The 26190-nt window shown below is 60.7% G+C and carries 24 protein-coding genes; 7 read left to right on the top strand and 17 right to left on the bottom strand.

The window, feature by feature from the left end:
- Positions 1-62 precede the first annotated feature (62 nt).
- Positions 63-818, bottom strand: a complete 756-nt coding sequence (locus QCE79_RS14785) for an alpha/beta fold hydrolase (protein ID WP_309845425.1) — start codon at positions 816-818, stop codon at positions 63-65.
- Between the two features lie 53 nt (positions 819-871).
- Positions 872-1645 carry a 3-ketoacyl-ACP reductase gene (locus tag QCE79_RS14780; protein WP_250468234.1) on the bottom strand — a complete coding sequence of 258 codons (774 nt, stop codon included), beginning with the start codon at positions 1643-1645 and terminating at the stop codon, positions 872-874.
- Positions 1646-1739: 94 nt separating this feature from the next.
- On the opposite strand from QCE79_RS14780, the gene QCE79_RS14775 reads away from it, so the two are divergent.
- Complete coding sequence (locus QCE79_RS14775; protein ID WP_250468233.1) at positions 1740-2648, top strand: LysR family transcriptional regulator; 909 nt, start codon at positions 1740-1742, stop codon at positions 2646-2648.
- A 97-nt stretch (positions 2649-2745) separates the two neighbouring features.
- Here the strand turns inward: QCE79_RS14775 and QCE79_RS14770 are convergent, their stop codons facing one another.
- Both QCE79_RS14770 and QCE79_RS14765 read right to left on the bottom strand, forming a co-directional pair.
- Positions 2746-3615, bottom strand: coding sequence for an alpha/beta hydrolase (locus QCE79_RS14770; RefSeq protein ID WP_309845418.1), 870 nt, complete (start codon positions 3613-3615; stop codon positions 2746-2748).
- Positions 3605-4438: a sugar phosphate isomerase/epimerase family protein gene (locus QCE79_RS14765; protein WP_309845416.1), complete on the bottom strand. Its 834-nt coding sequence runs from the start codon at positions 4436-4438 to the stop codon at positions 3605-3607. The genes QCE79_RS14770 and QCE79_RS14765 overlap by 11 nt, the downstream gene beginning before the upstream one ends.
- Before the next feature lie 376 nt (positions 4439-4814).
- Here QCE79_RS14765 and QCE79_RS14760 point away from each other — a divergent pair, with 376 nt between their 5' ends.
- The gene (locus tag QCE79_RS14760) at positions 4815-6170 is read left to right on the top strand and encodes an aromatic acid/H+ symport family MFS transporter (RefSeq protein ID WP_309845415.1); all 1356 of its coding nucleotides are present in this window, start codon (positions 4815-4817) and stop codon (positions 6168-6170) included.
- Between the two features lie 36 nt (positions 6171-6206).
- Here the strand turns inward: QCE79_RS14760 and QCE79_RS14755 are convergent, their stop codons facing one another.
- Positions 6207-6800: a LysE family translocator gene (locus tag QCE79_RS14755; protein ID WP_309846540.1), complete on the bottom strand. Its 594-nt coding sequence runs from the start codon at positions 6798-6800 to the stop codon at positions 6207-6209.
- Between the two features lie 100 nt (positions 6801-6900).
- Here QCE79_RS14755 and QCE79_RS14750 point away from each other — a divergent pair, with 100 nt between their 5' ends.
- Positions 6901-7779 (top strand): LysR substrate-binding domain-containing protein, encoded by an 879-nt coding sequence (locus tag QCE79_RS14750; protein WP_250511188.1) that lies wholly within the window; start codon positions 6901-6903, stop codon positions 7777-7779.
- Positions 7773-8477: a hypothetical protein gene (locus QCE79_RS14745; RefSeq protein WP_250468228.1), complete on the top strand. Its 705-nt coding sequence runs from the start codon at positions 7773-7775 to the stop codon at positions 8475-8477. Before QCE79_RS14750 ends, QCE79_RS14745 begins: the two co-directional genes overlap by 7 nt.
- A gap of 12 nt (positions 8478-8489) precedes the next feature.
- Here QCE79_RS14745 and QCE79_RS14740 read toward each other — a convergent pair whose 3' ends face one another.
- A complete protein-coding gene (locus QCE79_RS14740) occupies positions 8490-9473 on the bottom strand; it encodes an aldo/keto reductase (RefSeq protein WP_250511259.1) in 984 nt (327 codons plus the stop codon).
- Positions 9473-9898: a cupin domain-containing protein gene (locus QCE79_RS14735; protein ID WP_309845410.1), complete on the bottom strand. Its 426-nt coding sequence runs from the start codon at positions 9896-9898 to the stop codon at positions 9473-9475. Before QCE79_RS14735 ends, QCE79_RS14740 begins: the two co-directional genes overlap by 1 nt.
- 106 nt (positions 9899-10004) lie before the next feature.
- Between QCE79_RS14735 and QCE79_RS14730 the strand changes: the two genes are divergently transcribed.
- The gene (locus QCE79_RS14730; protein WP_309845405.1) at positions 10005-10898 is read left to right on the top strand and encodes a LysR family transcriptional regulator; all 894 of its coding nucleotides are present in this window, start codon (positions 10005-10007) and stop codon (positions 10896-10898) included.
- A 109-nt stretch (positions 10899-11007) separates the two neighbouring features.
- Here the strand turns inward: QCE79_RS14730 and QCE79_RS14725 are convergent, their stop codons facing one another.
- The 6 genes from QCE79_RS14725 to QCE79_RS14700 all read right to left on the bottom strand — a co-directional run bounded on the left by QCE79_RS14725 (position 11008) and on the right by QCE79_RS14700 (position 18006).
- Entirely contained in the window at positions 11008-12261 is a 1254-nt protein-coding gene (locus tag QCE79_RS14725) for an arsenic transporter (RefSeq protein WP_309845401.1), read from the bottom strand.
- Entirely contained in the window at positions 12258-13490 is a 1233-nt protein-coding gene (locus QCE79_RS14720; RefSeq protein ID WP_309845398.1) for an MFS transporter, read from the bottom strand. Before QCE79_RS14720 ends, QCE79_RS14725 begins: the two co-directional genes overlap by 4 nt.
- A 112-nt stretch (positions 13491-13602) precedes the next feature.
- A complete protein-coding gene (locus QCE79_RS14715; protein ID WP_250494695.1) occupies positions 13603-14151 on the bottom strand; it encodes a hypothetical protein in 549 nt (182 codons plus the stop codon).
- Between the two features lie 52 nt (positions 14152-14203).
- Positions 14204-15007: a hypothetical protein gene (locus tag QCE79_RS14710; RefSeq protein ID WP_309845393.1), complete on the bottom strand. Its 804-nt coding sequence runs from the start codon at positions 15005-15007 to the stop codon at positions 14204-14206.
- 150 nt (positions 15008-15157) lie between these two features.
- Positions 15158-16537 (bottom strand): sigma-54 dependent transcriptional regulator, encoded by a 1380-nt coding sequence (locus QCE79_RS14705; protein WP_309845390.1) that lies wholly within the window; start codon positions 16535-16537, stop codon positions 15158-15160.
- A complete protein-coding gene (locus tag QCE79_RS14700) occupies positions 16522-18006 on the bottom strand; it encodes a HAMP domain-containing sensor histidine kinase (protein WP_309846536.1) in 1485 nt (494 codons plus the stop codon). Before QCE79_RS14700 ends, QCE79_RS14705 begins: the two co-directional genes overlap by 16 nt.
- A 428-nt stretch (positions 18007-18434) precedes the next feature.
- Between QCE79_RS14700 and QCE79_RS14695 the strand changes: the two genes are divergently transcribed.
- Positions 18435-19559 carry a VIT1/CCC1 transporter family protein gene (locus QCE79_RS14695; protein ID WP_250494692.1) on the top strand — a complete coding sequence of 375 codons (1125 nt, stop codon included), beginning with the start codon at positions 18435-18437 and terminating at the stop codon, positions 19557-19559.
- A 30-nt stretch (positions 19560-19589) separates the two neighbouring features.
- Here QCE79_RS14695 and QCE79_RS14690 read toward each other — a convergent pair whose 3' ends face one another.
- From QCE79_RS14690 to QCE79_RS14675, 4 genes are all read right to left on the bottom strand, one after another.
- Positions 19590-20495 carry an alpha/beta fold hydrolase gene (locus QCE79_RS14690; RefSeq protein ID WP_309845385.1) on the bottom strand — a complete coding sequence of 302 codons (906 nt, stop codon included), beginning with the start codon at positions 20493-20495 and terminating at the stop codon, positions 19590-19592.
- A 17-nt stretch (positions 20496-20512) separates the two neighbouring features.
- Entirely contained in the window at positions 20513-21253 is a 741-nt protein-coding gene (locus tag QCE79_RS14685; protein WP_309845384.1) for a DUF4118 domain-containing protein, read from the bottom strand.
- 400 nt (positions 21254-21653) lie between these two features.
- Entirely contained in the window at positions 21654-23453 is a 1800-nt protein-coding gene (locus tag QCE79_RS14680; protein WP_309846532.1) for a serine hydrolase domain-containing protein, read from the bottom strand.
- 276 nt (positions 23454-23729) lie between these two features.
- A complete protein-coding gene (locus QCE79_RS14675; RefSeq protein WP_309845382.1) occupies positions 23730-24965 on the bottom strand; it encodes an MFS transporter in 1236 nt (411 codons plus the stop codon).
- 139 nt (positions 24966-25104) lie between these two features.
- On the opposite strand from QCE79_RS14675, the gene QCE79_RS14670 reads away from it, so the two are divergent.
- The gene (locus tag QCE79_RS14670) at positions 25105-25554 is read left to right on the top strand and encodes a helix-turn-helix domain-containing protein (RefSeq protein WP_244830522.1); all 450 of its coding nucleotides are present in this window, start codon (positions 25105-25107) and stop codon (positions 25552-25554) included.
- Positions 25555-26190: the final 636 nt, after the last annotated feature.

Here is a 26190-nt window from a genome sequence, read left to right as displayed (position 1 = left end):
TGAAAACATCTGCATACTCCGGATCGAGTGATTGCATCAATTGAGAAGCGAACGCTTAAGCCTTAGCCAATCGCCGCGCCGATGATTTCCGCAAGCTGCGCGGGTTGCGAGAAGAATGGTGAGTGGCTCGTCTCGATGGTCACGACCTCGGCGCCCGGCACGTCGGCTTGCATCAGCCGTTGTTGCGCGATTGGAAGAGCGAGGTCATTCGTACATTCGATGAAGACTCGCGGAATCGATCCATAACGCTCCTTCGTCGTGTCGATCCGCGCAGCGTAAGGCGCCGTGGCATTGATGCGGGCAACGTTGGCCGCGGCCACGGCCACGTCCCGATCGCTGCAATCACCATAGAACGACGACCGCACTCTACGGACGTCATCGACGTTCAACGCGACGCCCTTGCCATCAGGCGTTGCATTCACAATCTCGAAGAGCGCTTCGACCGAAGGATCGTTCGTATAGCCTTCAGATAGAAGGTAATCGTTCGCCGATTTACCCGGCGGCGTCATGAACGCGGCAAGGTAAATGAGCTTGCTGATCTTCTCCGGATATTTCTCGGCAAGATAAGTGAGCGACACGCCCCCCATGCTATGTCCGAGCAACACGAAAGGCTCGTGCGCGCTTTCGAGCAACGCGGCAACGGACGCCGTGTAGTCGGCCATGTCTTCGACTTGATCGTACGTTGCGGGATCGAATCCGTGCGATTTCAAGTCCGGGTGGATGACGCAGTGTCCGCGCGCTGCAAGCAACGTGGCCAGCTTCTGAAAACAACCGCCCCAATGCCATGCGCCGTGTATCAACACGATGGTTTGCTTCATCTGCGCGCTCCTGGGAATGTGTTTAATCGCGAGTGATGTCGATGCACGCTGGTCTACAAGCGATTCATATGCATCCCGGCGTCGAGCTCGAAGGCACTTCCCGTCGAGAAGGCGAACGTTCCGATGGCAAGCGTCGCGACCGCGCGTCCGATGTCGTCGGGCGTGCCCCATCGGCGAATCGGCGTAAGTCCATCACGTATGCGTTCGTCGAAACTGGCCGCCGAAACCGACGTCATGTCGGTGCGAATGATGCCGGGACGAATCTCGTGAACCGCGATGCCATGCTCGGCAAGACGCGTGGCGAAGAGCTTGACCATCATCGAGACGCCCGCCTTGGAGATGCAATATTCGCCACGGTTGATGCTGACGGTTTCCGCGCTCGTTGATGAAATGCACACGATGGATCGATACAAACTCGAATCAGGCTCATTCAGCATTCGACGCGCAATCCGCTGCGTCAGAAAGAAGGGACCGCGCAGGTTGATGTCGAGATTGCGATCGTAGCTTTCGACCGAGACATCGAGCAGGTCACCGCGCGAAAGCACGGACACGCCAGCATTATTGACGAGCGTGTCGATGCGTCCGAACGCGGACCACGCGCGCTCAGCGAGGTCGTCCTGCTCGTTCAGCTCGGCGATATCGCCTAGCGCCATCGCCCATTTGCGGCCTCTTGCTTCGACTCCCGCGATGGTTTCCCGCATGGCGTCGTCATCGCACAGATCGTTGATGACGATGTCGAATCCGGCATCCGCGAGATGCCAGACAATGCCTCGGCCGATGCCTCTTCGACCGCCTGTGACCATCGCGACTGGCGCGTTACGCTTCATGCAATCTCCCTGGCTGGTTCATGTTGTTCGTCGACCATCGGCTTCGAATGCTAATCTCGTCCGGTGCTTCGAACCTATCGATCGGATAAAGACAATGTCAGACATCGACGTCAAACTGCTCACCGTCTTCGCGGAGACCTACAAGACGGGCAGCGTCTCGCAGACGGCAGTCAACCTCGGTCTCTCGCAACCGACCATCTCGTTCAATCTTTCAAAGCTGCGCGAGCACTATCGCGATCCACTCTTCGTGCGTTTCCCTCATGGGATGGAACCCACGCCATTTGCCACCGACCTCTACGGACGAGTGCTCGACCTGCTTGCGTCGTTCGAGGTCGTCTCGAAGTACCAGACCCAATTCGACCCCGCACTGGCCAATCGCGACTTTCATGTGGCATTGACCGACGTTGCACAGAACGTGTTGCTGCCTCGCTGGCTCAACCGGCTGCGTTCGATTGCGCCCGAGGTCAAACTGACGATAAGTCATATCGCCGACGAAACGGCTGGCTTGATGCAGACTGGCGAAGTCGAACTTGCTATCGGCTACATGCCTCAACTCAACGAAGGCTTCTATCAACAGAGGCTGATGGAAGAAACGTATATCGGCATCATCGCCGCGGATCATCCAAGACTTAGCAGCCGGCCGAGTGTCGCCGAGTTCCTGGCGGAAGGACACATCGCGGTTACGCCATCGGGCACGGGTCACTCTATTCTCAACCGTGTCTTGCGCGAGATGCGTCTCACGCGAAGGGTCATGCTCGAAGTACCCAGTTACCTCGGCGTTGCTGAAATTGCGGCTCGCACCGATCTCGTCGCGATGATCCCATCACGACTTGCCGTACTCATGCTCAAGGAAAAATCGATTCGATCGTTCGCGTTGCCGTTCGATCTTTCGGCTTATGTGGTGAAACAGCATTGGCATTCGCGTAACCATCACGACGCGGGGCATCGATGGCTGCGTTCCGTCGTGGCAGATCTCTTTCTCGAAGATTCGACGTCATCGTAACCTTGAGTCGAGTATCGGCAGATAATGAAGTGGTGTCCATAAAGCCCGCTTGATAAGCCTTATCCAATCCATCGATAGGCGCGCAACGGACAGTGCGCTATCTTTGAAGAACGAACTGCCGCACGGCATCGGCGAATTCCGCAGGTCTTTCTTCCGGCACGTAATGACCGCAATCGTCGATAAGCCTCTCCGTCACGTTCGATGCCACGCGACGCAACGTATTGGCCGATGCCGGTCCGTATCCCCATTGCGCGCCGATGGCGAGGCACGGCGTCTGAAGCGGCGAGCGTCCGAAGACCGCGTTGTCCTTTCTATCGAGCGGTAGCGTGCGGTAATAGCTGAAGGAACAGCGCAAAGCGCCGGGTCGCGCCAATGCGCGCGCATAGACTTCAATGTCGTCGCGGCTGATCGAGTCGGCATCGAACACGCCGACCGTCTCCCGATGCACGAAGTGATCGACGAACAGGAACTCGCGGCCGCTCACGAGCGACTCTGAAATATCCCCGGCCATGTTGAAGCCAAAATGCCAGCTACCGCCGCGCGAAACGTCCATGGCCTCTTCTTGCCCGAATGCCGGAAGACTGCTCTCGACGAAGACGAAGTGACTGACCGCATCCGGCCACTGGGCGGCATATGCATAGGCCACATGCCCGCCGAGATCGTGCCCGACGATAGCCACTTGCCTCACGCCGAGCGCTTCGACCAGATCATGCAATCTGCGAGCGATGGTCTTTTTGTCGAAACCGGACTCGGGCTTCGAGGAATCGCCGAAGCCCGGAAGATCCGGCGCGATGACATCGAAGTCACGGCTCAACAGCGGCATGACGCGCCGCCATGCCCATGAGGTTTGCGGCCATCCGTGCAGCAAGAGCAGCGTCGGCCTGCCGTCGGGTGTTCCGCTACGCCGGTAGGCCAGCCGAGCATCATGCAGGCGATGGGAGCGCAGCGACGTGTTGTCATCGGTCATGGTGAGGCTCCTGCCTACCGCTCAGGCTCTGCGCGGACGCACGCAGATCGTCCAGTGGCGTCGAAGAGATGATCTCCAGAACCGGGACACCGGAGAAGTCCACGTCGTTCAGAGCCTTGAGGATCTCGTCGAAGCGCACCGAGCCCAAACCCACGCGGTCGTGGCGCCATTGACTGCGTGTGCCGTCGGACAAGTGCAACTGGCCAAGGCGTGCCGCGCATTGCCTGACTGCATCGGCCTGATCTTCTCCGACGAACTCGGCGTTGGACACGTCATAGGCGATCAGCAGCCTCTCGTGCGGCAGAGCATCGAAAAAGGCGAGCATCGCGGCGGTCGTGGGAATAGGCGTTTGCGGATGAAGCTCGACGTAAAGCTTTTGATCGAGACGTTCCGCCACGCGCAGAAGCTGCTCCAGGCTATCGCGCAGCAGAAGCTCGGTGTCCTTTTTCGGCGGAGGAAAGAGCGAAGACACCCTGCCCGGCACGACGACGATTGCCCCGCAGCCCAAGTCCGAAGCGAGTTGCATCGTGTCGATGTAGAGATCGACGGAGTATTGCCTGAACGGCTCGACCCGGCTTACCAGATTCAGATCGAGCGCAGGCAGGTTCAAAGATTCGATCCGAAGGCCTTCGCTTCGAAGCGTACCGGCAAGACTCGATCTATCGGCAGCGGATAGTTCATCCGGCCAAAGATGACCGGGTACGACCAACGCATCGAAGTCGTTCAGGCCGATCTCCTGCATCTTTCGCATGGCGCCAAGCGCCGTCTCTTCCCACATGAATGAGAAGGTGCTGCCTCCAAAGGATCGTGCGAGTTTTCTCATGCCTTCCTCAAGCCGAAGTTGGAATGAACTCAATTGTGAACGCGTTTCCTTAAAGGAACAAGCAGTCTAACTTGCTTCCCATGAGATTTGGTGTCTTTTCTTCGGAAAAAAAGCACGTGAAGCGCGAACCAATTAGACAGCAGGCACTTCGGGAAAAACCCTCGTTTGTTTCCATACAAGAACTCATGGATAAAAATCGTTGACTTCCAATTGCTGAAACTTTAAACAGAGAGGATCGCTTCGATAAAGACGCAGCCTCGACATGCGCTCATTCGCGTTTCATGAGGACGATGAGAAGGCCATCGTCGACTGCATCGAATACATGCGTCGTCTGCTTGAGGCAGCGTCGCAACAATCACGACACTAGGAGACAGCGATGAGCAGTGCGGTAAAGCAATTGAACGTCCAGCAGTTCCTGGATACGAGGCCATTCAGCGGCTTTCATTGGAAGATCCTTTTGCTGGGCCTCGTCGTCCTGATTCTCGATGGCTTCGATGTGGTCGCGATGGGATTCATCGCACCCGCGCTCATCGCCGACTGGAAGATCAGCCGGGCCGCGCTCGGGCCAGTGTTGAGCATGGGACTATTCGGCCTCGCGATCGGCGCGCTGACGGGAGGTCCGTTGGCCGACCGCTTCGGCCGTCGCAAGGTCATCATCGCCGCGGTCATCTTCTTCGGCGTGATGAGTCTCGCCTCGGCCTGGTCGCCGAACATCGAAGTGCTTTCGGTGATGCGTTTTCTGACTGGACTCGGCCTCGGCGCATCGCAGCCGAACGCCGCGACGCTTGCTTCCGAATATGCGCCGGAGAAGCATCGTTCGGTCATGGTGACGGTCATCTATTGCGGCTTCACGCTTGGCGCGGCGGGCGGCGGCTTCCTCTCGAGCTATCTCGTGCCGACTCACGGCTGGCATTCCATACTGGTCGTCGGCGGCATCGTGCCGCTTCTCTTCGCGGTTCTGCTGTTCTTCGTTTTGCCGGAATCCGCGAAGTTTTTAGCTCTGAAGCACGAGGGACGCACGGCGCTTGCGAAGATCATCAACGAAATTCAGCCCGGCACGGTAAACGGTTCGACCGGCTTCGTGACGCCCGAACGCGAACACGCCGGCAAGGGCGTGATTCGCCTCATCGTGTCGAAACCGCATACCACGGTCACGCTCGCGCTCTGGGTCGGGCTCTTCATGAACTTGATGACGGTCTACTTCCTGAACAGCTGGCTGCCGATTATCGTCAAGGACAACAACTTCTCGCTGGCTGACGCGGCGCTCGTCGGCGCGATGATGCAAGTGGGCGGCACGCTCGGGAACATCGTCATCGGCTGGGAGATGGATCGCTTCAATTCGCGCAAGGTCATGATCGCGACCCTATCCGGGGCGCTCGTCTTCACGGTGGCGGTGTCGCAGATGAACGTCGGGCTAGCCGGTCTCATCACGCTCGTGTTTCTGCTCGGTTATTGCACGAACTCCACGAACACCGGCTGGACGGCGATGGCCGCGAGCTACTACCCAACGGAGATTCGAGCGACAGGCACGAGCTGGATGACGGGCATCGGCCGCTTCGGTGCCATCTCCGGTGCGTCGGTCGGTGCGGTGCTTCTGAGCTTCAAGTGGAACTTCGGGCAGTTGTTCCTCTTTTTGACGGTGCCGATTGCAATCGCCATCGTCGCTGCGTATGTCCAAGGCCGCGGCCGGGGGAACGCAGCGCCGGTGCTGCGCGACGCCACCATGCATTGATGATGGGCTCTGCTGCTGGCCGAAGGCGCTGCGTCGTCATCTCCAGATCGACAAGACGGATGCGGCCAGCAGCAAACCCATCGCAAGATTGACAACGCGCCAATGACGCGGCGTTCGAAGCAACCGTGCAAGCATTGCACCGAGCGCGCACCACAATACGAGCGACCCGCATGCCGCAACGCCGAAGGCCGCGCCGAGGAGAATCGCAAGCCGGTGGGGACTGTCCGCCGCTAGCGCGAAGGACGCCGCGGCGCCGACGGTCATCGCCCAGCTTTTCGGGTTGAGCCACAAGAGCAGGATGCCGTTGATCAACGTGACCGGCCGCGCGGGACCACTGTTCTCATTCGGCGGTCCGCTTCGGGCGACGCGCCATGCCAGCCACAACAAGTACGCGGAACCAAGCGCTTTCACGGCGGTTTGCAGCGCGGGCATCGCCAGCAAGATACCGGCAAGCCCGAGTGCGGCGAACGCGCCGAGCACGGCAAGACCGATGGCGATGCCGAGCATCAACGGGATCGAGCGCATGAAGCCGAAGCGCGCTCCAGACGCGGTGGCAAGCGTGGTGGCGCCGCCGGGCGTGATGGTCGCGACGACTGCGAAGAGAAAAAGCGGGAGGTTGAGCGAGGCCATGAACATGCGTGCGAGTATCGAGACTTGCACTCTACTGATCGCCCACGCATCAGCAAAACCAAAAATCTTGATGGCACGCATTACGATGCATAATGCGTCGATGCCTCGAAACTTCGATCTCGATCTCATCCGCACCTTCGTTACCGTGGCCGACAGCGGCAGCATGACGGTTGCCGCGAATCGGCTGCACATGACGCAAGGCGCCATCAGCCAGCAAGTCAAACGGCTTGAAGACTTGCTCGACTGCCTCTTGTTCGTGCGCAAGACGCGCAAGCTCGAACTCTCACGCAAGGGTGAACAGTTCCTCGTGAAGGCGCGCCAGTTGATGCGGCTCAACGACGATATTTGGTCCGACATGACCGGGCAGTCGTTAAGCGGCAGCCTTCGCGTTGGCGTGCCCTACGACCTCGTCACCGCGCTCGCGCCCGCGATGAAATCGTTCGCCGATGCTCATCCGCACGTGGAAATTTCGCTGGTATGCGGCGCATCACGCGAACTGCGCAACGCGTTGAACAGCGGTCTGGTGGATGTGTCGCTCGTCGAATACGTTGCGAGCGAGGCCGAAGGCGAAGTGATCCGCATCGAGCCGCTCGTGTGGGTGACGGGCCGCGGCAGTGATGCGTGGCGCAAGCGCCCATTGCCGCTTTCGATGGTCGACGAACGCTGCGCCTTCCGTCCGATGGTGCTGCGCGCGCTTGCGGACGAAGGCATCGCCTGGCGCACGGTGTTCGAGAGCGGCAACATCGAGGCGACCGCAGCCACCGTGCGGGCGGGCCTTGCGATCACCGCATGGCTTGCCTTTACCGTACCCACCGACCTCGAAAGGCTTGCGCTTCATGAGTCCGGCTTGCCTGCCCTTCCGCCATTCGCCATCTGTCTGCAATTGCCGCAATCGATCCAGCCTGCCGCGCTGGCGTTTGCAACGTGCGTGCGCGAGTCGATGCGCGAGGATGTCGCCTTCCCGTTCGAGACATGCTGACTTCCTTTTTTCATAGCGGCGATGCCATCCGCAGCCGACGCGTGAGCGACATCGTTTTGTCGACCACACTCGACTTGCCCGAGCCGCCTGCAAGTCTCATCGCCGACTGGCAAAGAGAAGCGATGTCGCGGCTCGTTCTCGAACCCGGCGATGTCGAGGTCATGCCATTGGCGCGAACTCGCGCGCGCTGGACGGACTACAAGCACTGCGTGCGAGCTATCGTCGACTGGACGAACGCGCTCGGACTACCCGGCGTGCTCGCCGCCAGCGACATAGCGCTCATGGCCTGTCGTGGCGCGAGATACCATCATGACGGAGCGCAATATGGCGGCGCGGCTTTTTGCAATCTCTTTCTGAGCGAAGACAAGGGTCTGGACGTGCATTTCCCCGCTGCGAGTCATCGCATTCCGTTGACCCGTGGAACCGCCATGATCTTCGATACGGGCCAGCCTCATGGCGTCATTCAACGCGATAGCGAAAGCTTCAACGTGTCCGACTTCGCGCCCGACGAGGACTACGTTCAAGTGTTCCTGAGCTGGGAACTTCCGATCGAAAACGCCTGCGTGGCACAAGCACTGCAAGTGGAGTTCGATGTGGATGGCGCGAGCTCATCGCAACTGGATGACGAGCAAGTGTGGTTCGAAGGCGCGCCAGCCGATGTGTGCCCGGAGACGGGTCGATGGCATCGGCTTGGCTAATCGGCAGGCGATTCATTTGCCGACACGCGCCTGCAAATGTGCGGGATAGCGTTCACCCTGTACGATGATATTCGCGAGCCGCGTATCGATATCGCGCAGATTGTCCGCCGTCAACTCAATGGAAGCACCACCGATGTTTTCCTTCAGTCGATGCAGCTTCGTCGTGCCGGGGATCGGCACGATCCACGGCTTTTGCGCGAGCAGCCACGCGAGCGCGACTTGCGCGGGCGTCGCGTTCAGACTCGTGGCGATCTGCTTGAGCACATCGACCAGCGCCTGATTTGCCTTGCGATTTTCTTCCGAGAAACGCGGCACGACATTGCGAAAATCGGTTTGATCGAAACCAGTGCTCGCGTCGATTGCGCCCGTCAAAAAACCCTTGCCGAGCGGACTGAACGGCACGAAGCCAATTCCGAGTTCTTCGAGCAGCGGCAGGATTTCTTTCTCGGGCTCACGCCACCATAGCGAATATTCGCTTTGCAACGCCGCAACCGGTTGCACGGCGTGCGCACGGCGAATGGACTCGACGCCCGCTTCCGACATGCCGAAATGTCTGACCTTGCCTTCCTGAATCAGGTCCTTCACGGCGCCGGCGACGTCTTCCATTGGCACCTCGGGGTCGACGCGATGCTGATAAAGCAAGTCGATGCGATCCGTGCGCAACCGCTTGAGCGCCGCGTCCGTCACCGCGCGAATGTTGTCCGGCTTGCTGTTGACGCCCTTCTGCACGTCGCCGCCCTCGAAACCGAACTTCGTTGCGATCACGACTTGATCGCGGAACGGCGCAAGTGCCTCGCCGAGCAGTGTTTCGTTCGCGCCTTGCGCATAGGCTTCGGCTGTATCGAAGAAAGTCACGCCTTGCTCGAAGGCAGAGCGGATGAGTTCGATCGCATCGGCCTTCTCCGCTGCAGGGCCGTAGGCAAAGCTCAGTCCCATGCAGCCAAGGCCGATTGCCGATACTTCGAGACCACTCTTCCCGAGAATACGTCGGTTCATCATGCGACTCCTTCGTCGTTTGCCGGCACGCCGCCGCGATACTGCTTGTCCGTGACCTTTTCCATCCAGTCGACGGGACTGCCGTCGAGCTTCTCGGCAATGGCGATATGCGTCATTGCCGTGGTGGCGGTCGCGCCGTGCCAGTGCTTCTCTCCGGGCGCAATCCAGACGATGTCGCCCGCTCTGATGTCCTCGATTGGTCCGCCATCGCGCTGCACCCATCCGCGGCCCGCGATCACGATGAGCGTCTGACCCAGCGGATGCGTGTGCCACGCGGTGCGCGCGCCTGGTTCGAACGTCACCGTTGCGCCGCCGATGCGCGCGGGTTCGTCGCCCGCAAACGGCGCGTCGATCCTCACCGTTCCGGTGAAATATTCAGCCAGGCCCGTCGACGAGTGCTGCGAGCCGCATTCGATGATCCGCATGTGCGTTCCTTGCAATAGTTGTCTCGACGTTCAATGTAGCAACACGACTTCCTGCGATAAAGAGCTAAAATCGGCATGAAGTTAGAAGCCAGGCTTATAAATCATCATGGCACGTTCCGATCTGTCCGATATCACCGCGTTTCTCGCTGTCGCCCGCGAGGGCAGCTTCACGAAGGCGGCCGCGAAGCTTGGCGTTTCGCAGTCTGCGCTGAGTCAGACGGTGCGCAATCTCGAAGCACGGCTGGGCCTTCGCCTCCTGACCAGAACGACACGCAATATATCGCCGACTCAAGCTGGCGAACGGCTGATCCAGTCGGTCGGCCCCAGGCTCGATGAGATCGAGGCCGAACTAAGCGCGCTCACCGCATTGCGGGATACGCCGGCGGGCACCGTGCGCATCGCTGCTGGAGAACACGCGGCGGAAATGCTGCTATGGCCGGTGATAGAACGGCTTTTGCCCGACTATCCGGACATCACGATCGAGCTCTTCATCGACAACGGACTCACGGATGTCGTCGAACAGAGGCTCGATGCGGGCGTGCGGCTCGGCGAGCAAGTGGCCAAGGACATGGTTGCGGTGCGCATCGGTCCCGACGTGCGCATGGCCGTGGTCGGCACGCGCGACTATTTCGCCGCGCATCCGAAGCCGAAGACGCCGCGAGACCTGACGGCGCATAACTGCATCAACATCCGGCTGCCGACGGCCGGCGGCATTTATGCGTGGGAGTTCAAGAAAGGCGGACGCGAGCTGAACGTGCGCGTGGAGGGACAACTCGTCTTCAATAGCGCGACGATGGCCGTGAAAGCCGCGCTTGCGGGAGTGGGCCTCGCCTTCGTGCCCGAACAGCGGGTCTTATCGCAGATCGAAAGCGGTGCGCTCTTGCGGGTGCTGCCTGACTGGTGCCCGTCGTTTTCAGGCTTTCATCTTTACTATCCCAGCCGACGTCAGCCGACTCCTGCGTTCGTCGTCGTTGCCGATGCGCTGCGTCGCGGCGTGTAGGTTCGCGGCGACCCGTGTGCCCGAACTCGGTCAGTCGAGGTTGAGCGGCTGCTCGTGCGGAGCGTGACTAGCCACGCGCTGCTCATTGTTTGTCTTCGAATGCCTGAGCTCAATTTCCGACTAAGAGCCGCGCGCCGAGGCTCAATAAGAGCGTGGGCAGCATGACAATCGCACCGACCTTCAGGAACTGCATGAAGCTCACTTCCTCGCCTTCGCGCCGGATGGACGAAAGCCAGAGAATGGTCGCCAGCGAACCGGTGATCGAGAGATTGGGACCGAGGTCCACGCCGATCAGCAACGCATCGATCACGCGTTCGGGGCTATGTGCTTGCAGCACGGTCGCGCTTGCAATGAGACCCGCTGGCAAGTTGTTGATGGCGTTGCTGCCGAGCGCGATGACCACGCCCGACACCGCCGGCGTCACGGTCTGATTCTGCTGCGACGCGAGCGCCAGCAAATGCGAAAGCGCCGCGACGACGCCCGTATGCGCCAGCATCTCCACGAGCACGAAGAGGCCAGCCACGAGCGGCAGCACGCTCCACGATATCTCGCTCATCAGCTCGACCGGAGATTGACGTTCTTTCACGAGCACCACCAAAGCGGTGCCGACGCCGAGGATCGCGGTGGGCAGGCCGAGTTGCATGTCGAACGCGGAGACGGTGAGCAGAGCCACCGCCGTGACGCCGATGCCCGCGAGCGTCACTTTGCCGTTCGCGCTGAGCGGTTCGACGTTCAGATCGCGAGCGCACGAGCCAGCGAGTTTGTCGCGCTGCGTCCAGCGCAGCATGAAATACGTCGCAACGATCGACAACACCGAAGGCAAGGCAAATCGCGCAATCCACGAGCCCAGCGCGGGCGTGTGATTCGCGTAAAGCACGAGATTCGCCGGGTTCGAAATCGGCAACACGAAGCTCGCCGCGTTGGCGATGAACGCGCACACGTACAAGAGCGGCAACGGCTTCGTATGCGCCTTCCTCGCCGCAGCGAAAACAGCGGGCGTGAGCACGACGGCGGCGGCATCGTTCGAAAGGAACGTCGTCACCACGACACCGACGAGATACACGAGCAAAAGGAGCTTTCGGGGCGAGCCCTTGGCATGGTTCACGGCAAGCACCGCGATCCAGTCGAACAGGCCTTCGCGCCTGCCGAGTTCCGACAGCAGCATCATGCCGATGAGAAACAGGTAGACGTCGCTTCCCTTGCCTATCGCCTGCCACGCGAGATTCAGCGGAAGCAACCCGAGCGCGACGAGCAACACGGCGCCCGTGACCGCCCAGATCGCCTCGGGCCATTTGAAGGGACGCAGGATGACGCCGGCAGTCGCGGCAAGCCCGATGCCCCAGGAGAGAAAAATCGGATTCATGTAGCGAGAGAGGGTTCGTTGGCAGAATCGCGATGGATGCCGCATGCCTTCTTGAGCGCGCTGCCAAAGAATAGCCACAACAAGAGCGAGCCGATGGACACGGCTCCGAGTACGAGAAACGCAACCTTATAACCGAAGTGCTGGGCGAGCATGCCGCCGAGCGCCGGACTGAGCGCCGCGCCGATTCCCTGCACGGTCATCACCACGCCCTGCCCGACATTCACGCGCCCCGTGCCTTGTAGCAAGCGCACGACGAGCGCGGGAACGGCCACGCTTTGCAGCCCCGCGCCGATGCCGTCCAGCGCCTGCACGGGCCACACGCCCCAGGCGTTGATGAACATCGCCGCGACCAGACCGCGCAGCGGCAGTGCAAGAAAGGTGATGAGAATCACGCCCCAGTAACCTAAACGTTGAATGATCCGGCTTGCGAAAAACGCGGCGGCCACCATCACGAGTTGCGCGATGACGATGGTTTGCGCGGTAAAGGCGCTTGGATCGCCCTTGTGTGCCGCGACGACGGCAAGGCCATAGAGCGGCAACATCGCCGCATTGCCGAGGTGGAACATCGCGAGTGAAGCGGCAAGCAGCAGCAACGGCTTGCACGTGAGCAGCATGCGAAAGCCGCTCGCGTGCTCGCGCTCCTTCGAGGACGAAGCGCCGAGCCCGCGCGCACTATCGTGATCGATCGAATCACGCCGGATCAGGAGCGTGGAAATCACGGTCATCGCGCCGAACAAGCCGGCGAGCACGAACACCGCGCCGAAGCCGAAACGCCAGCCGAGCCACCCCGAAAGCGCTGCGGCCACGACATTGCCTGCGTGATTGGCCACCTGATTGCGCCCGAACTGGCGGTCGAAACCGCGTTCGCGCACCATGCCGAGCGTGACGCCAGCCACCGCCGGACCCAGCGCCGCGCCCGTCACCGCCGTGAGAATCTGCGAGGCGGCGACCATCCAATAATCGTGCGATACCCATAGCACGAGCGAGGCGAGCGTCGTCATCACGCCTGCCACGACGATCAGGCCGCGCTTGTAACGCGTGGCATCGACGAGTGCGCCCGCTGGCGAGGTCGCGAGCATCCCCGCAATGCCGCCGAGCGTCATCACGGTTCCGATAGCATCCGTATGCCAGCCCTGAGCCTGCAAAAAGACCCCGAGAAATGGTCCGATGCCGGCTTGCACATCGGCCATGAAGAAGTTCAGGCCTTCCAGCGCGTAGAGAGGATTCATTGGGCGATCACCTCTTCAAGTGGTTCAGGCTTTGATAACCATCGTCGAATGAAGCGTGCAGATCCCCGAAATGCACCCAACTCAGCATGTCGCTCTCCTCGTCGTGCTTGCTTTACGCGTCGATCAGTTCGGCGATCTCGTCCACTTCGATCGTGCAGCCATGACGATTTTTGACGCCATGCCCCCACGCCTGGACATGCGCGCCCGGAGTCAGATACGCGACCAGTTCGGCGGCGGCATGCGGCGGCATGCGCAACGACGTGCCATCGTCGAGCAATGCGCCGCGCAACTCGCCTTTCGGACCGAAGAGCGAGAGCACCACTTCACCGCTCGCGTCGATCGGCTCGCGCTCGACGTGCGGCTTCTCATGCGGCTTGCCATCGTGATGCGGGCCTTCGTCGAGAATGACCTTGCCCGTCTTCGTCACGAGCGCGACCGCCGCGATCATGTCCGCGCCGCGCGGCTTCACGCCACGCACGCCGACTTCATCGCCCACGGCGATTTGCCGCGCGATCTGGCGCGACAGATGAGGCGGAAAATGAACCTGCCGCGCATGACGGGCGCCGAGCACGAAGCCATCCAGTTCGCCGTGCGGATTCAGAAGGAAGCGCGTCACGGTGCCACGCGTTTCGGGAAGGCTGTCAGGGTCGATCCAATGCATGTTTTGATTCCTCGTTCAGATGTCGATGAAAGTTCGCTTGTAACCGGCAGCTTCAAGGGTTGGCCGGAGCGCGGTCATAAAGCCGCGTGAGTTTTCCCGGTGCGCCGAATGCCGTTGCCTGAAGCGCGGTGCCGTACTGATTGCGCGTGCCGTAGCCTTGCGCGGATACCTTCGCGCCCGTGTGGACAAGACTCGGAAACTGCTGCGCGACCGGAGGCGTGAGCTTGATGACGGTGCCATCCGCGAGAATCACGCCGTCCGGTTCGCCGCGCGGAGCGGTGGTGACATGGGCCACTTGCCCCTGTGCGCTCAGATGCGCGAGCCCCGCGCCACGCAATTCACGCGGCATGGGTTGCGCGCCCGGAAGCGGCGGCGTATCGACGAGTTGCTGGCCGCTTCTCGAATCCGCGATGCGTTGTGCCTTGAGATTGCCGCCCGCATCGCGCAAGCCGCTGATTTGCACGCTGTCGCCGGGACGCATCGCGGAGACAAGCTGCGCGCTCAAATGCGGCGGAAAGCGCACGAGCGCGCCGTCGTCGGTGAGAAAGCCGTCGACGTCGCCATCCGGGTTGGTGAGGAAGCGGGCCACCGTGGCCCGTGTGTCCACTGCCGTGCCGGCGTCGGCTGATTCGAGCGGAGCCTGACCAGGCGGCGGCGCGGGCATGGCAGTCGGTGCGGGCGCGGCGGCAACCGGCGGAGGTACGACGGGCGCCGCTGCCGGTGGCGCAACGGGTGTCGCCGCGGCTTGCGTCTGAGCGACGCAGCCCGTGCTGGTCACGAGCAAAGCGGCACAAGCCGCCGCGCCGAACACGCGAACAGCGTTGAGTTGAATGGGATACTTCGAGGTCGATTGCATGACTCACTCCTCCACTAGGTGCGCAGTCTTTTGCAAGCCCTATGCCATGAGCCTCGACCCCTTGCAGCCTATGGGCGACGCCATGTCACGCGACCACGGTGTCAAGGAATCGGACACACGCAGTCCGGTTGCTTGACACTCGCCGTTTGCTCAGTCGCCGGAATTGGAAGAGTCGACGTTCGCCAGACGCGTATAGAGCGACTGGCGGCTGATGCCGAGCCTGCGCGCGGCTTCTGCGCGATTGCCATCGGCGAGTGCGAGTGCACGGACGATCAGCGCCCGTTCGAGTTGCGCGAGCGCGTCGTTGAGCGGCAGTTCGGCGAGACTGGCGGGAATGGCGTCGTTGACGCTGGCGGCGGTATCGAAGAGAAAGGCGAAGTCATCGCGCGTGAGCAGCGCGCCGGGCGCAAGCGCGCTCGCCCTTTCCATGGCGTTGGCGAGTTCACGGACGTTGCCGCGCCAGCCGAAGGTGACGAGCAGACGTTGTGCATCGGATGACAGATGCTTGCGCGTTTCCGGCGATGCCGCGAGCGTCGAGAGGAAGTGCTCCGCGAGCGGCAAGATGTCCGCGACGCGTTCACGCAAAGGCGGCATATGCAGCGGAATCACGTCGAGCCGGTACAGCAAATCCTGACGGAACGTACCTGCCGCGACCATGGCCGGCAGGTCGCGATGCGTCGCGGCCACGATGCGCACATCGACGGCTATGGTTTGATTCGCGCCGAGCGGCGTGACCTGGCGCTCCTGAAGCACGCGCAAGAGCTTCGCCTGCATGGCAAGTGGCATGTCGCCCACTTCATCGAGGAACAGCGTGCCGCCGTGCGCCTCTTCGAAGCGCCCGCGCCGTTGTGCATGCGCGCCAGTGAACGCGCCCTTGCCATGCCCGAAGAGCTCGCTCTCGAGCAAATCCGCTGGAATCGCCGCACAGTTCACGGCGACGAACGGTCCCCCGGCGCGCGCCGACGCGCGATGCAGCACGTGCGCCGCCACCTCCTTGCCCGTGCCCGTTTCTCCGGTGATGAGCACGGTCGAACTCGTGCCCGCCGCGCGGCCAAGACGCTTTTGCACGTCGCGCATGGTTTCGCTGATGCCGAGCAATTGCGGCTCGCGCGACGGCGCTTCGTCGGCGAAGGCTGGCGGCGCGGCGGCAGGCGCATCGGCGTGCGCGGCGAGCATGCGTTCGAGCAACGCGGCGATCTCGTCGCGGCCGACGGGCTTGGTTAAATGCTCGAACGCGCCGAGCCGCATTGCGCCGATGGTGTTGTCGCTCGTCGCGTGCGCGGTGAGCATTGCCACAGGCACGCGTCGAAGGTCTGCGTTCTCGCGCAGCGATTCCAGAACCGAGAGACCGTCCGCACCGGGCAGCCGGAAGTCGAGAAAGATGCAGTCGGGGGTGTCGTGCTCGCGCAGCCGCTCGAACGCCGCCTCGCCGGAGCGCGCTTCGAGCGGCGTATGACCCAAGTCCTGAACGGTTTCGGCGAGGCCTTCGCGGAAGGCATCGTCGTCGTCGATGATCAGTATGGTCGCCATGGCAAATCGATCACAAAGCGCGTCACGTTGGAATCTTCCGCAAGATAGGCGCGCCCGCCATGCGCCGATGCAATCTCACGAACCACGGCAAGACCGAGCCCCGAGCCGTCGGGGCGCCCCGTCACGAACGGCTCGAAAATGCGCTCTCGTTCGGCCACGTTCACGCCGGAACCATCGTCGATGACTTCGATTCGCAGACGTTTGCCCTGCGCACATTGTGCGCCATGCACGCGCACCGTTACGTGTCCGCCCGGCGGCGCATGCCGCAACGCGTTGACCACCAGGTTGTCGAGCGCGCGCGCCAGTTGCGCGGGATCGAAGACGGGCTGGGTCGAGCCTGTCTCGACCTCCGCGTGCAGGGAGACGTCCCGGCATTGCGCGCGCGACTCATGCGACTGCACGATCTCCGCGAGCCAGACGTGCGGGTCGACCGCGCGCGCGTCGATGGTCACGGGCTGCGTCAGGGCAAGCAGGCTCGTCACCTGTGATTCGATGCGGCCCACCTGCTCGATGATCGTCTTCAACGCGGCTTCGCGGCGCGTGGCGTCACCAGCAAGCGCGTTTTCCGCTTTCAGACGCATGGCGCCTGCGGGGTTGCGTATTTCGTGCGCGATCTGCGCGGCCATCTTGCCTAGCGTGCTGAACCGCTCCGCCTGCGCGAGTTGTGTGCTCAGTGCGTTCGCTTCGCGCTGCAGGCGCTCGGCGCGTTCGACGTATCGATTGAGCGCCGCGACGATCTGATCCAGATCCTGCTCGCCGAGCCGTTCCAGCCGCTTGCCTTGCTCGAACGCGCCCGCTGGCGCAAGCGCCTGTTCGAGCCGCGTGAGGTTGCGCTTCCAGCGTCTGAGGGCCAGCGCAAGAAAGAGCGCAAGCACAACGATGATGGTAAGCACGCCCGCGAGAATGCTCGCAGCGCGCTCTCCATACGGCCCGAGCGGTGGATGCGCGCGCGTCAGCATCCACGCAAAGAGGCCGGTATGGCGCGGCACGGGACACGCGACGGCGACCACGGCATCGCCGCCGCTCGACACGACATCCTCTTGCATCTGGCTCGCGCTCGCCGCGTTTTTTAGCGTTCGCAGAATGAGCGGCGTTTCGGCCTCGGGGACATCGCGCTTCACGCCGCTGCCTTCGTACGTGGGAAAGGCGTACGCGAGAAAGCCGTTCGGTGCGCCCTTTGCAGGAGCCGCGGTCCAGAAGCCGCCTTCGATGCCATCGGTGCGGATCAGCACGAGGTCGAGGACCGCGTGCATGAGATCGAAATTGGTTTCGCCGGGACGTTGCATCGACAAGTCATAGCGCGATGCGACCGCCGCGCAGGCTGCGGTTGCCTGGCTTTTCGCGGCGGTGACGCGCTCGCCGAGCGCCGAGGAAAGCATGAGCCACACGGCGGCCGTGAGCAGCCCGCAGAGGACCGCCACGAGTATCCAGAGCGCAAAGAGCTGAGCGGAGAACGACGGTCGCGGCATCAAGATAGGGAGGCTGAATGGGTTGGCGCTCTTGTAAGCAAGTATCTCGCCTAGCTTGGATCGGGAAGCGATTGTTCAAGCATTGCATGACGATGTCGAATGCTTTCGTTTTCGCGGCATATTTGTGTGGTGCAGTGAATCGCTCCTCCCAACTTCGTGATACGGTAGCGCAGCACGTGTTTCGTCGAAGCATGACGCAGCGTTGTACGTAACAGGCTTACCGCATCTTTGTTCCATCGATCATGCGGTTCGATTTCCCATTCGGGCGACCATCCTTCAAAGGCTGGTCGCCCGTTTGTGCATTTGGGCTCGCAAAACCGTGAGCAGAGTTAGAAGTGTTTTTATTCTCATCTGAGATGAGAGTCGCTTGAATATTTTTCGCGCGCCTGCGATGCGAAAGGCAAGAAGTGCGCGCGATGGGAAACGACATGGCTTCCGCACAAGAACTCAGAAAATTTCGGGCAAACCTCGCCGATGAACTTCACAGCGCCGCGATCTACGAGACGCTGTCACGCGTGGAACAAGACCGCTCTCGGAGCGAAGTCTTCAGCGAACTCGCCGCATCCGAACGAATGCATGCACGCGTGTGGGCCGATAAACTCAGGGCAAACGGAAAAAAGGCGCCTTCCGGTTTCAATGCCAAGACTTATCTCATGCAAGCGCTCGTCCATTTGCTCGGACCGCGCTTCGTGCTTCCGTCGATTGCGGCTGCGGAGTTTGCCGACCGCAACAAGTACGCGGGCAATCCGGACACCGCACGCATGTCGGAAGACGAGCAACGACATGCGAGCGTCGTGCAGGCAATGGCAAACTCGGGCATGCCCGCGGCGTCGCAAGGCGCGGACATCGCGCAAGGCGAGTCGTGGCATCGCGGCGTTTCATCCGGCAACGACTTGCGCGCCGCCGTGCTCGGCGCCAACGACGGCCTCGTCTCGAACTTCTGCCTGATCATGGGCGTGGCGGGCGCTGGCACGGGCAACAAGGCCATCCTGCTGACCGCGCTTGCCGGATTGATTGCCGGCGCCTGTTCGATGGCACTGGGCGAATGGCTTTCGGTGACCAATGCACGCGAGCTTGCGCAGGCGCAGGTATCGAAGGAAGAGAACGAACTCGAGCACAGCCCGGAATCGGAAGAACACGAGTTGACGCTCATCTACAAGGCGAAAGGACTGAGCGCGGAAGAAGCGAGGCGCGTGGCCGCGCAGATCATGCAAGACAAGGACAAGGCGCTAGATGTGCTCGTGCGCGAGGAACTGGGTCTGGACCCGGCTGAACTCGGTGGCAACCCTTGGTCTGCGGCGGCCGTGTCGTTTTGTCTGTTCGCCGCCGGCGCTATTTTTCCCACGATGCCGTTTCTGTGGACATCCGGCACGACCGCCATTGTTCAGTGCATCGGCTTCAGTGTGCTGGCGCTGGTGGCTATCGGCATGTTCACGTCGCTCTTCAATGGCCGCAGCGCAAGCTTCTCGGCGATGCGCCAGGTTGTCGTGGGACTGGCTACTGCCGCGTTCACGTTCGGCATCGGGCACGCGCTGGGAGTGGCGGTGTCGTGATGGAAGCAAAAGCTGGACATTACCGTCACGTCAAAGGTCGCGGCGAAACCACTTCGCGAAGACGCCAGATTCCGCGAGCGAGTGGGTAGTCTGACGCCGCGTTCCTTGCGCTCGCGCGACAGAGACTGCATTCAAGCCATCGTTCTTCAGCTTGGCCGCCTCTTCAAAAAAATAATGCGTTTCGCGAGCAACCAGATCGCGTTCATTGTCCATCGTGATGATGTGATAGCAGTCGTCGAGGAAAATCTTGCGTCGACGTGTCGAACCGATACCGCGATACACGACATCGGCGTTCGCGGTGGTGGAGATGTCGTCGTCTATTGCATGAATCAGCAGGCAATCTGCTTTGATCTTTGCGATGTTTTTGGTTACGTATTTCGCCAGGGCTTTGGCTTCGAAGATATGGTGCATCGATAAAGTGGCGGCGCCGATTTCGGAATCCCCTCGACGCAGCATGCTCTTTGCCACTTTTGCCCTTAGCGCCTCGTTCTTCAAACCGAAGGGCGAGCGCTCACGCAAGCTGTAGAAGTTCCGGATCGGTGTTTTATAGGCGAGACCTAGCATCCAGTGATACCAGGGAATGGTCCAGCCGTCGGAGTCGAGCGTGACGGAGAGTAACGACAGCGCAAGAATTTCAGGCTCCTCTATGGCGAGCGCAAGCGCCAATGTGGCGCCAATGCAAAGACCGCCTACCGACACGCTGCCATACGCGCCCGCGAGTTTTCGATAATGCGCTCTGACCTGCTCGCGCCACTCGACGGACGTGCCGCATTCGGTTCCAAGTCCATACCCGGGCAGGTATGGGACATGCACGGCAAAGCCTTGTTTGACGAGCGCCCGGGCCACATAACCCATTTCCTGCGGCGTGCTTCTCAAGCCATGAAGCAATAAGACAGCATGATTTCGGCTGCTTGCGGCGTGGACGATATCCTGCATCAATACGTTTTGAGCGCTCATTCAACAGACTCGGGCGGAACTTTCAAAATCAGATACGCGCCGTGCGAGGTAGGAAAGCGCTCCAAGCGACATGTCAAATCGGAACCAACGACATCACGGCGAGGCAATTTGACAACCCAGCTTCTTGTGACCTCGTCGCTCGATTGTTCGAAGGCCGAGGCAAATGTAGACGCGTCGCTTTCGGAAAATGTCGCCATTAGGCGCGATGAAGCCGATTCTCCTTCCAACGGCGCAAGTTCTTTTTCGAACGATTCGTTGACGTACTCATAGGACGACCCAACCTTCCCTATGTATAGGATATCGGCGCTTTCGTCCGTGAACTGACGAAGCAATCGGTCTGAAATCAAATGCGACGCCTCCGCGCTTCTTCTACGCTTGTCGGACCGTAAAAGCATTTGATGTCGGGACCGCGCGACTTCAGCAAAAAGTCTGGCTTCGTGTTGAGTGCGTCTAAGCCACTCGATCATGCAGAGGAAAAGAAGCGTAGCCGTTGGGAAAGCAACGAAAAGAATCACGTCCTCTTTGTCGAAGTATCCGAAGTTGGCATACGGTGGTACGAAAAAATAGTCGGCGATAGGCACGCCAATGGCCACCACGAGTATGGCTGGACCAATACCGAGAAAGAACCCCACGAGGACCGCCGCGACCGTGAAGAAAAGTGCAGGCATGTGCGCTTCCAGCACGGGGTGCATCAACTCTCGCGCACCGAAGGCAGCGAGCGCGGCGACCAGTGCCACTCCATAGCGCCAGGCGCCTCTGGGCGCCCAGCTCCTTGCGTTGTTCAACACTCGTACTCCACGGAGTTTTCGATGGTGCGTCTCGGCGTCTGAATACGCCATTCATGCGCACCCGTTGCGCGCTTCGCCGTCCGACAAACCACACCACATGCCAGCCGCGACGCGCACCATCTTTCGCTTCGATGAGCCTTGACTGAGATCGCGATGATTAAGGCCATACTAAGCTTTGGATACTTAGGCGACCCTTAGCAAGCCGTTTCGCGTGATCGATTACATTAAGCATACGCATGGCGACAAGGCACCAGACGTGTGGTTCTTTTGACGTGAACGTGAGGGTTTGCTAGACGTGCCGATGCGTGTCGACGCGCCAGGCGTCGACACGGCTTTCGTCGTGAGGGCGTTACACCTGCGCGTAAATCGAACTGCCCAAGGTCAGCGTGGTGGCGTTGCTCGCCGATGCAAAGCGAATCTCGTAGAGATCGCGGCCGAAGTTGCCCGGCACCTTAACCGACATGCCGCCGCGGTCATCTGCAAGCGGCACGAAGAGTTGATAGCGAAGGTCGCTATTGCCGTACAGCACGTAGCCCGGCAATTCGGGCAGGCTGGTGAGATACGCGGGCTCGTTGCCGTCGACCACTATTGGCACCGCTGTCGTCGAGTCGTTCGTCACGCGCCATTGCGTGCCGAGGCGTTGCTGCCACGCGGCGTCGAGTGGTGCGAGCGCGGCAAGTTGCTGGCCGATGGGTAACGTAAGGAAGGCATAGCCCGCGCCAGGGACGACGCGTTTCATCAGATAACGATAGCTGAATGGGGTGCCGTCCTCGTCGGTTCCGGTGACGACCGCGAAACGGTACGAGGCCGTATCGCTATTGCTCCAGTACCATCCGTCGCTGCGGTACTGATAGGCGCCCGCGCCAAGCTGCCCCCACGTGCGCGTCGCACCATTCCACTGGTTGAGTTGCACACTGCCGTCGCCGTTGGCGATCACCTGAAGCGGCGAGTCCGAGTTGCCGTAGATGCCGGCCGTGTCCGCGATAACCGGACCCGTCGCCGCTGAAGGCGCCGTGCCGCCGACCGTGGGCGGCAGGGCGGCGATGGTGCCGTCCTCTTTCAATGCCGAAAGCACGATGCTCTCCGCAAGCTTGCGCGCGTCGTAGCCCGTATTGCCGGTCACCATCAACGCCAGTTGCGCCTTCGGCACGATGAAGAACTCGCTAGTGAAGAAGGCCGTGCCGCCGTCCTTTTCCCATCCGAGAACGCCGGCAGCGGCTAGCCCCGGTTGCACGACTGAATCCCATGCGAGACCCCAACGCCATTCCGGCGATGGATTGATCAGGAGCCCCGCTGTCTGGTCCGTACCCATCTGCGCAATGCCCGCCGCGGACACGATCTGCTTGCCCTCGAACGCGCCGCCGCCGAGGAACATCCGCGCGAGATTCATCATGTCGCCGGGCGTCGAACTTAGCCCGCCCGTCGCGTAAGCGTTGACGAACTCCTGATATTGCGTGCCGTTCACATAGGGATACGAGAACGAGCCATCGGTCGGCACACTCGTCAGATAACTCGAATTGGTCATCTTCAGCGGCGCGAGAATGTTCGTCTCGACGAAGCTCGCGAAGCTTTGCCCGGTCATTGCCAGGACGAGTTGCTCCACCATCGTGAAGCCGTCGTTGCAATACACCGCAAGCTCGCCCGGCAAATGCTTCAGATGAGTGTTGGCGAGCTCGGCCTGCGTGTCGGCCGCATAGCCGGGAACCGGCGAGAACGTGAAGAGATTGCGCGAATTGGTACCGGGAAAACCCGACGAATGCGACAGCAGATGGCGTGTCGTGATTCGCGTGTACTCGGGGGAAAGCATCGAGAACGTGGGCAGATAGCGGACGATGGGGGTATCGAGCGTAATCAGTCCACGGTCCTGGAGGATCGTTGCGGCAAGCCCTGCAAAGAGCTTGCTGACCGATCCGATATTGAAGCGCGTCGCTGTCGTGGCCTGGGTCTGGCTCGGCACCGACGATGCGCCGAACGCCTGCTGCCACACGACGTCGTTGCCCTTGAGCATGGCAACCGAGATGGCGGCCACGGGCTGCGCCGTATTGCCGATGGCTTGCTGGATAGCCTGCTGGCCCATCGCAATGGTCTGCGGGTAGGAGGCGGCGTGGTTGTCGTCGCCGCCGCAACCGGGCAGCAGTGTCGCTAGCATGCCTGCGCCGGTGAAACCGAGGAACTGCCGGCGTCCCGAGCTGGAAGCTTTGTCGTTATTGCGGTCAGATGGAAGCACGGCGGTTCTCCTTGTTGATCCAGAGCCTACGTAGTGCGGTTTCTGCCTTGCGCGGCGAATTATAGCCTTCCTAACGGCTTCTTAGCATCGAAAATTTTGCTCTTCGGTGCGGTGTATTCGTCTCCCGTCGACATCGCCTGGACAAGCGTCATTTGCCGCTTCGCCTTTCTTGCGAAGCGGCTTTGCAAGAGTCGTCGCTTAGCGATTTTGCGAACGCAAGGTAACGGCCCAGAAAACGAGCGCAGCCACACTTACGGCGAACCCGAGGACGCAGACACCCATCCAACCTGCTTGCGCATACACGTAAGTGGACGCCGCCGCGCCGATACCGCTTCCCGCCGAATAGAAAAGCATGTAGCAGCCCACGAGACGCCCGTGCGACGCAGTCTGGCCGCTCAAAATCATGCTTTGATTGACCACGTGCACTGCCTGGCCGCCGATATCGAGCAACGCGATTCCCACCATCAACGCGATCATGCTCTGCGGCATGAGGCTTATGGGCATCCATGAAGTCACAAGACAGATCAGCGCGATGCCAGTGGTCCACTGCCCGAGACCTCGGTCGGCCAGATAGCCTGCTCTCGCAGCGGCCAGTGCCCCGATTGCGCCGACCAGCCCGAACGCGCCGATCTGTGTATGCGACAGCGAGTGCGGCGGCGCGCTGAGCGGCAAGACCAGCGCGCTCCAAAAAATACTGAACGCCGCGAACATGAGAAGGCCGATCACGCCACGAACCCGCAACACGCGCTCGGATGCAAGCAGCATGAACATCGACCTTAGCAGTTGAGCGTAGGTCAGCTTGAGCGGGCTCATGCGCGGCGTCGGCACCGCGTTCCAAAGCACGAGCAGCATGACGGCCGCCAATAGACCCGATATGAGATACACCGAGCGCCATCCTGCAAGGTCGGTGATGACGCCGGCGAAGCAACGCGCCATGAGCAACCCGACTACCACGCCGCTTTGCGCGGCGCCAACTACGCGACCGCGTTCCGATTGATGCGCAAGTGTCGCCGCGTACGCGATCAATCCTTGCGTCATCGCGGTGCCGAGCATCCCGACGCCGACCATGCCGATGAGCAATATCGCCGGCGAATGCGCGAAGCCGACCATGGCCAGAGCAGCCGTGAGAAAGACGAGCTGTATGCACATCAGGACCTTGCGGTTAAGCAGATCGCCAAGCGGTACGACCAGCAACAAAGCCAGCGCGCAGCCAACTTGCGTTGCCGTGATGACGCCACCAACGGCTGCCTGCGTAATGCGGAAGTCTTCGGCAATGGCGTCGAGCAGGGGCTGCGCGTAGTAGACGTTCGCGACACTCACCGCGCAGCACACTGCGAGCAGCAAAACGAGGACGGACGGCAGTGAGCGAGGCGCATCTTCTGCGGGATTGTCGTTTTGTTCTGTCGCGTCGCACGGTGTGCTTCCGGCATTCATGGATCGCCCTGCCCTTATATCTTTAACTAGTTTCACAATGCAACTAGAATCCAGTCTAGACAAACTTGTTTTAAAATGCAACTGGTTGAGGTGGGTCGCTAAGACAGATATCGGTTCGGATTTGACTGGAGAAATGCAAATGGCGCAGCGCAAAAGTCTTGCGGATTCATCGTGTCCCGTCGCACGGGCACTCGATATCGTGGGCGAGCGATGGGCGCTGCTTATCGTGCGCGATGCGTTCGACGGCGTGCGTCGCTTCGGCGAGTTTCAGGAAAGTCTCGGGATCGCGCGCAATATTCTCACCGACCGCTTGCGACTCCTCGTCGATGCGGCCGTGCTCGAAGTGGTCCCTGCGTCGGACGGCTCCGCTTATCAGGAATATGCGCTAACGCCGAAGGGCGAAGCGCTGTTCCCCGTGATTGTCACGTTGCGGCAATGGGGTGAAGCCAACCTTTTTGCACGCGGCGAAAAGCATTCGCAGCTAATCGATCGCGCGAGCGGTAAGCCGGTGGCTAAGCTGACGTTGCGTACGGCTAGCGGTATCGCGCCCGCGGCACGTGGAACATACGTTAAGAAAGTCACGGCGTGACGATCTTTTTCGGTGTGAAAGGCACTCAGAACAATTGATTTCAACGTTGAGTAAACCCGACTGCGCCGATGAATGGTCTGGGCCTACTCAAGGTCATCCGCCTTTGAGATCGTCAACTCGCCCGACTTAACGATCGCATGTTTCAGTCGCTGAACTTAATCGCACGGTCTCCGCTTGATTCGTTGCCTTCGGCGCGTCGACGGATTCGTCTGCGGTGCCGACACGAGTGCATTGTGGCTTAGCAAGTTCTAACCATCATTCGATTAACACCGTCGCGTGCGGGCTCTCCTTGCCATGTACTCTCGGCACTCGACAAAAGACCTTCAGAGCGCAGCCGCGTCTGCCTTGGAAATCGTGAGTCGGAGACAAGTCCCAAGGGTGTCTGTTTGTGACGTTCACTTTCCAGAACGCTGTCTGCCGCTTTAATACACCCCCAATTTCGAATGCGTATGGACGCTTGCCCTTAAAAGCCATTTTTAGCGTTTTTAACGTTTAAATTCATTCACTTAGGAAATAGTAACCGCCTTGGTGGCTTGCTTGGCATGCCTCTCGCATATGTAGCTGCGAGCGCAACAAATCAACGCTCGACCAACCAACCACTTAGGAGATTCACCATGCTGACGATCAAAGACCTCG

Source organism: Caballeronia sp. LZ003 (genome assembly GCF_031451465.1).
Taxonomy (GTDB): Bacteria; Pseudomonadota; Gammaproteobacteria; order Burkholderiales; family Burkholderiaceae; genus Caballeronia.
This window is presented reverse-complemented; position numbering and strand designations above follow the sequence as displayed.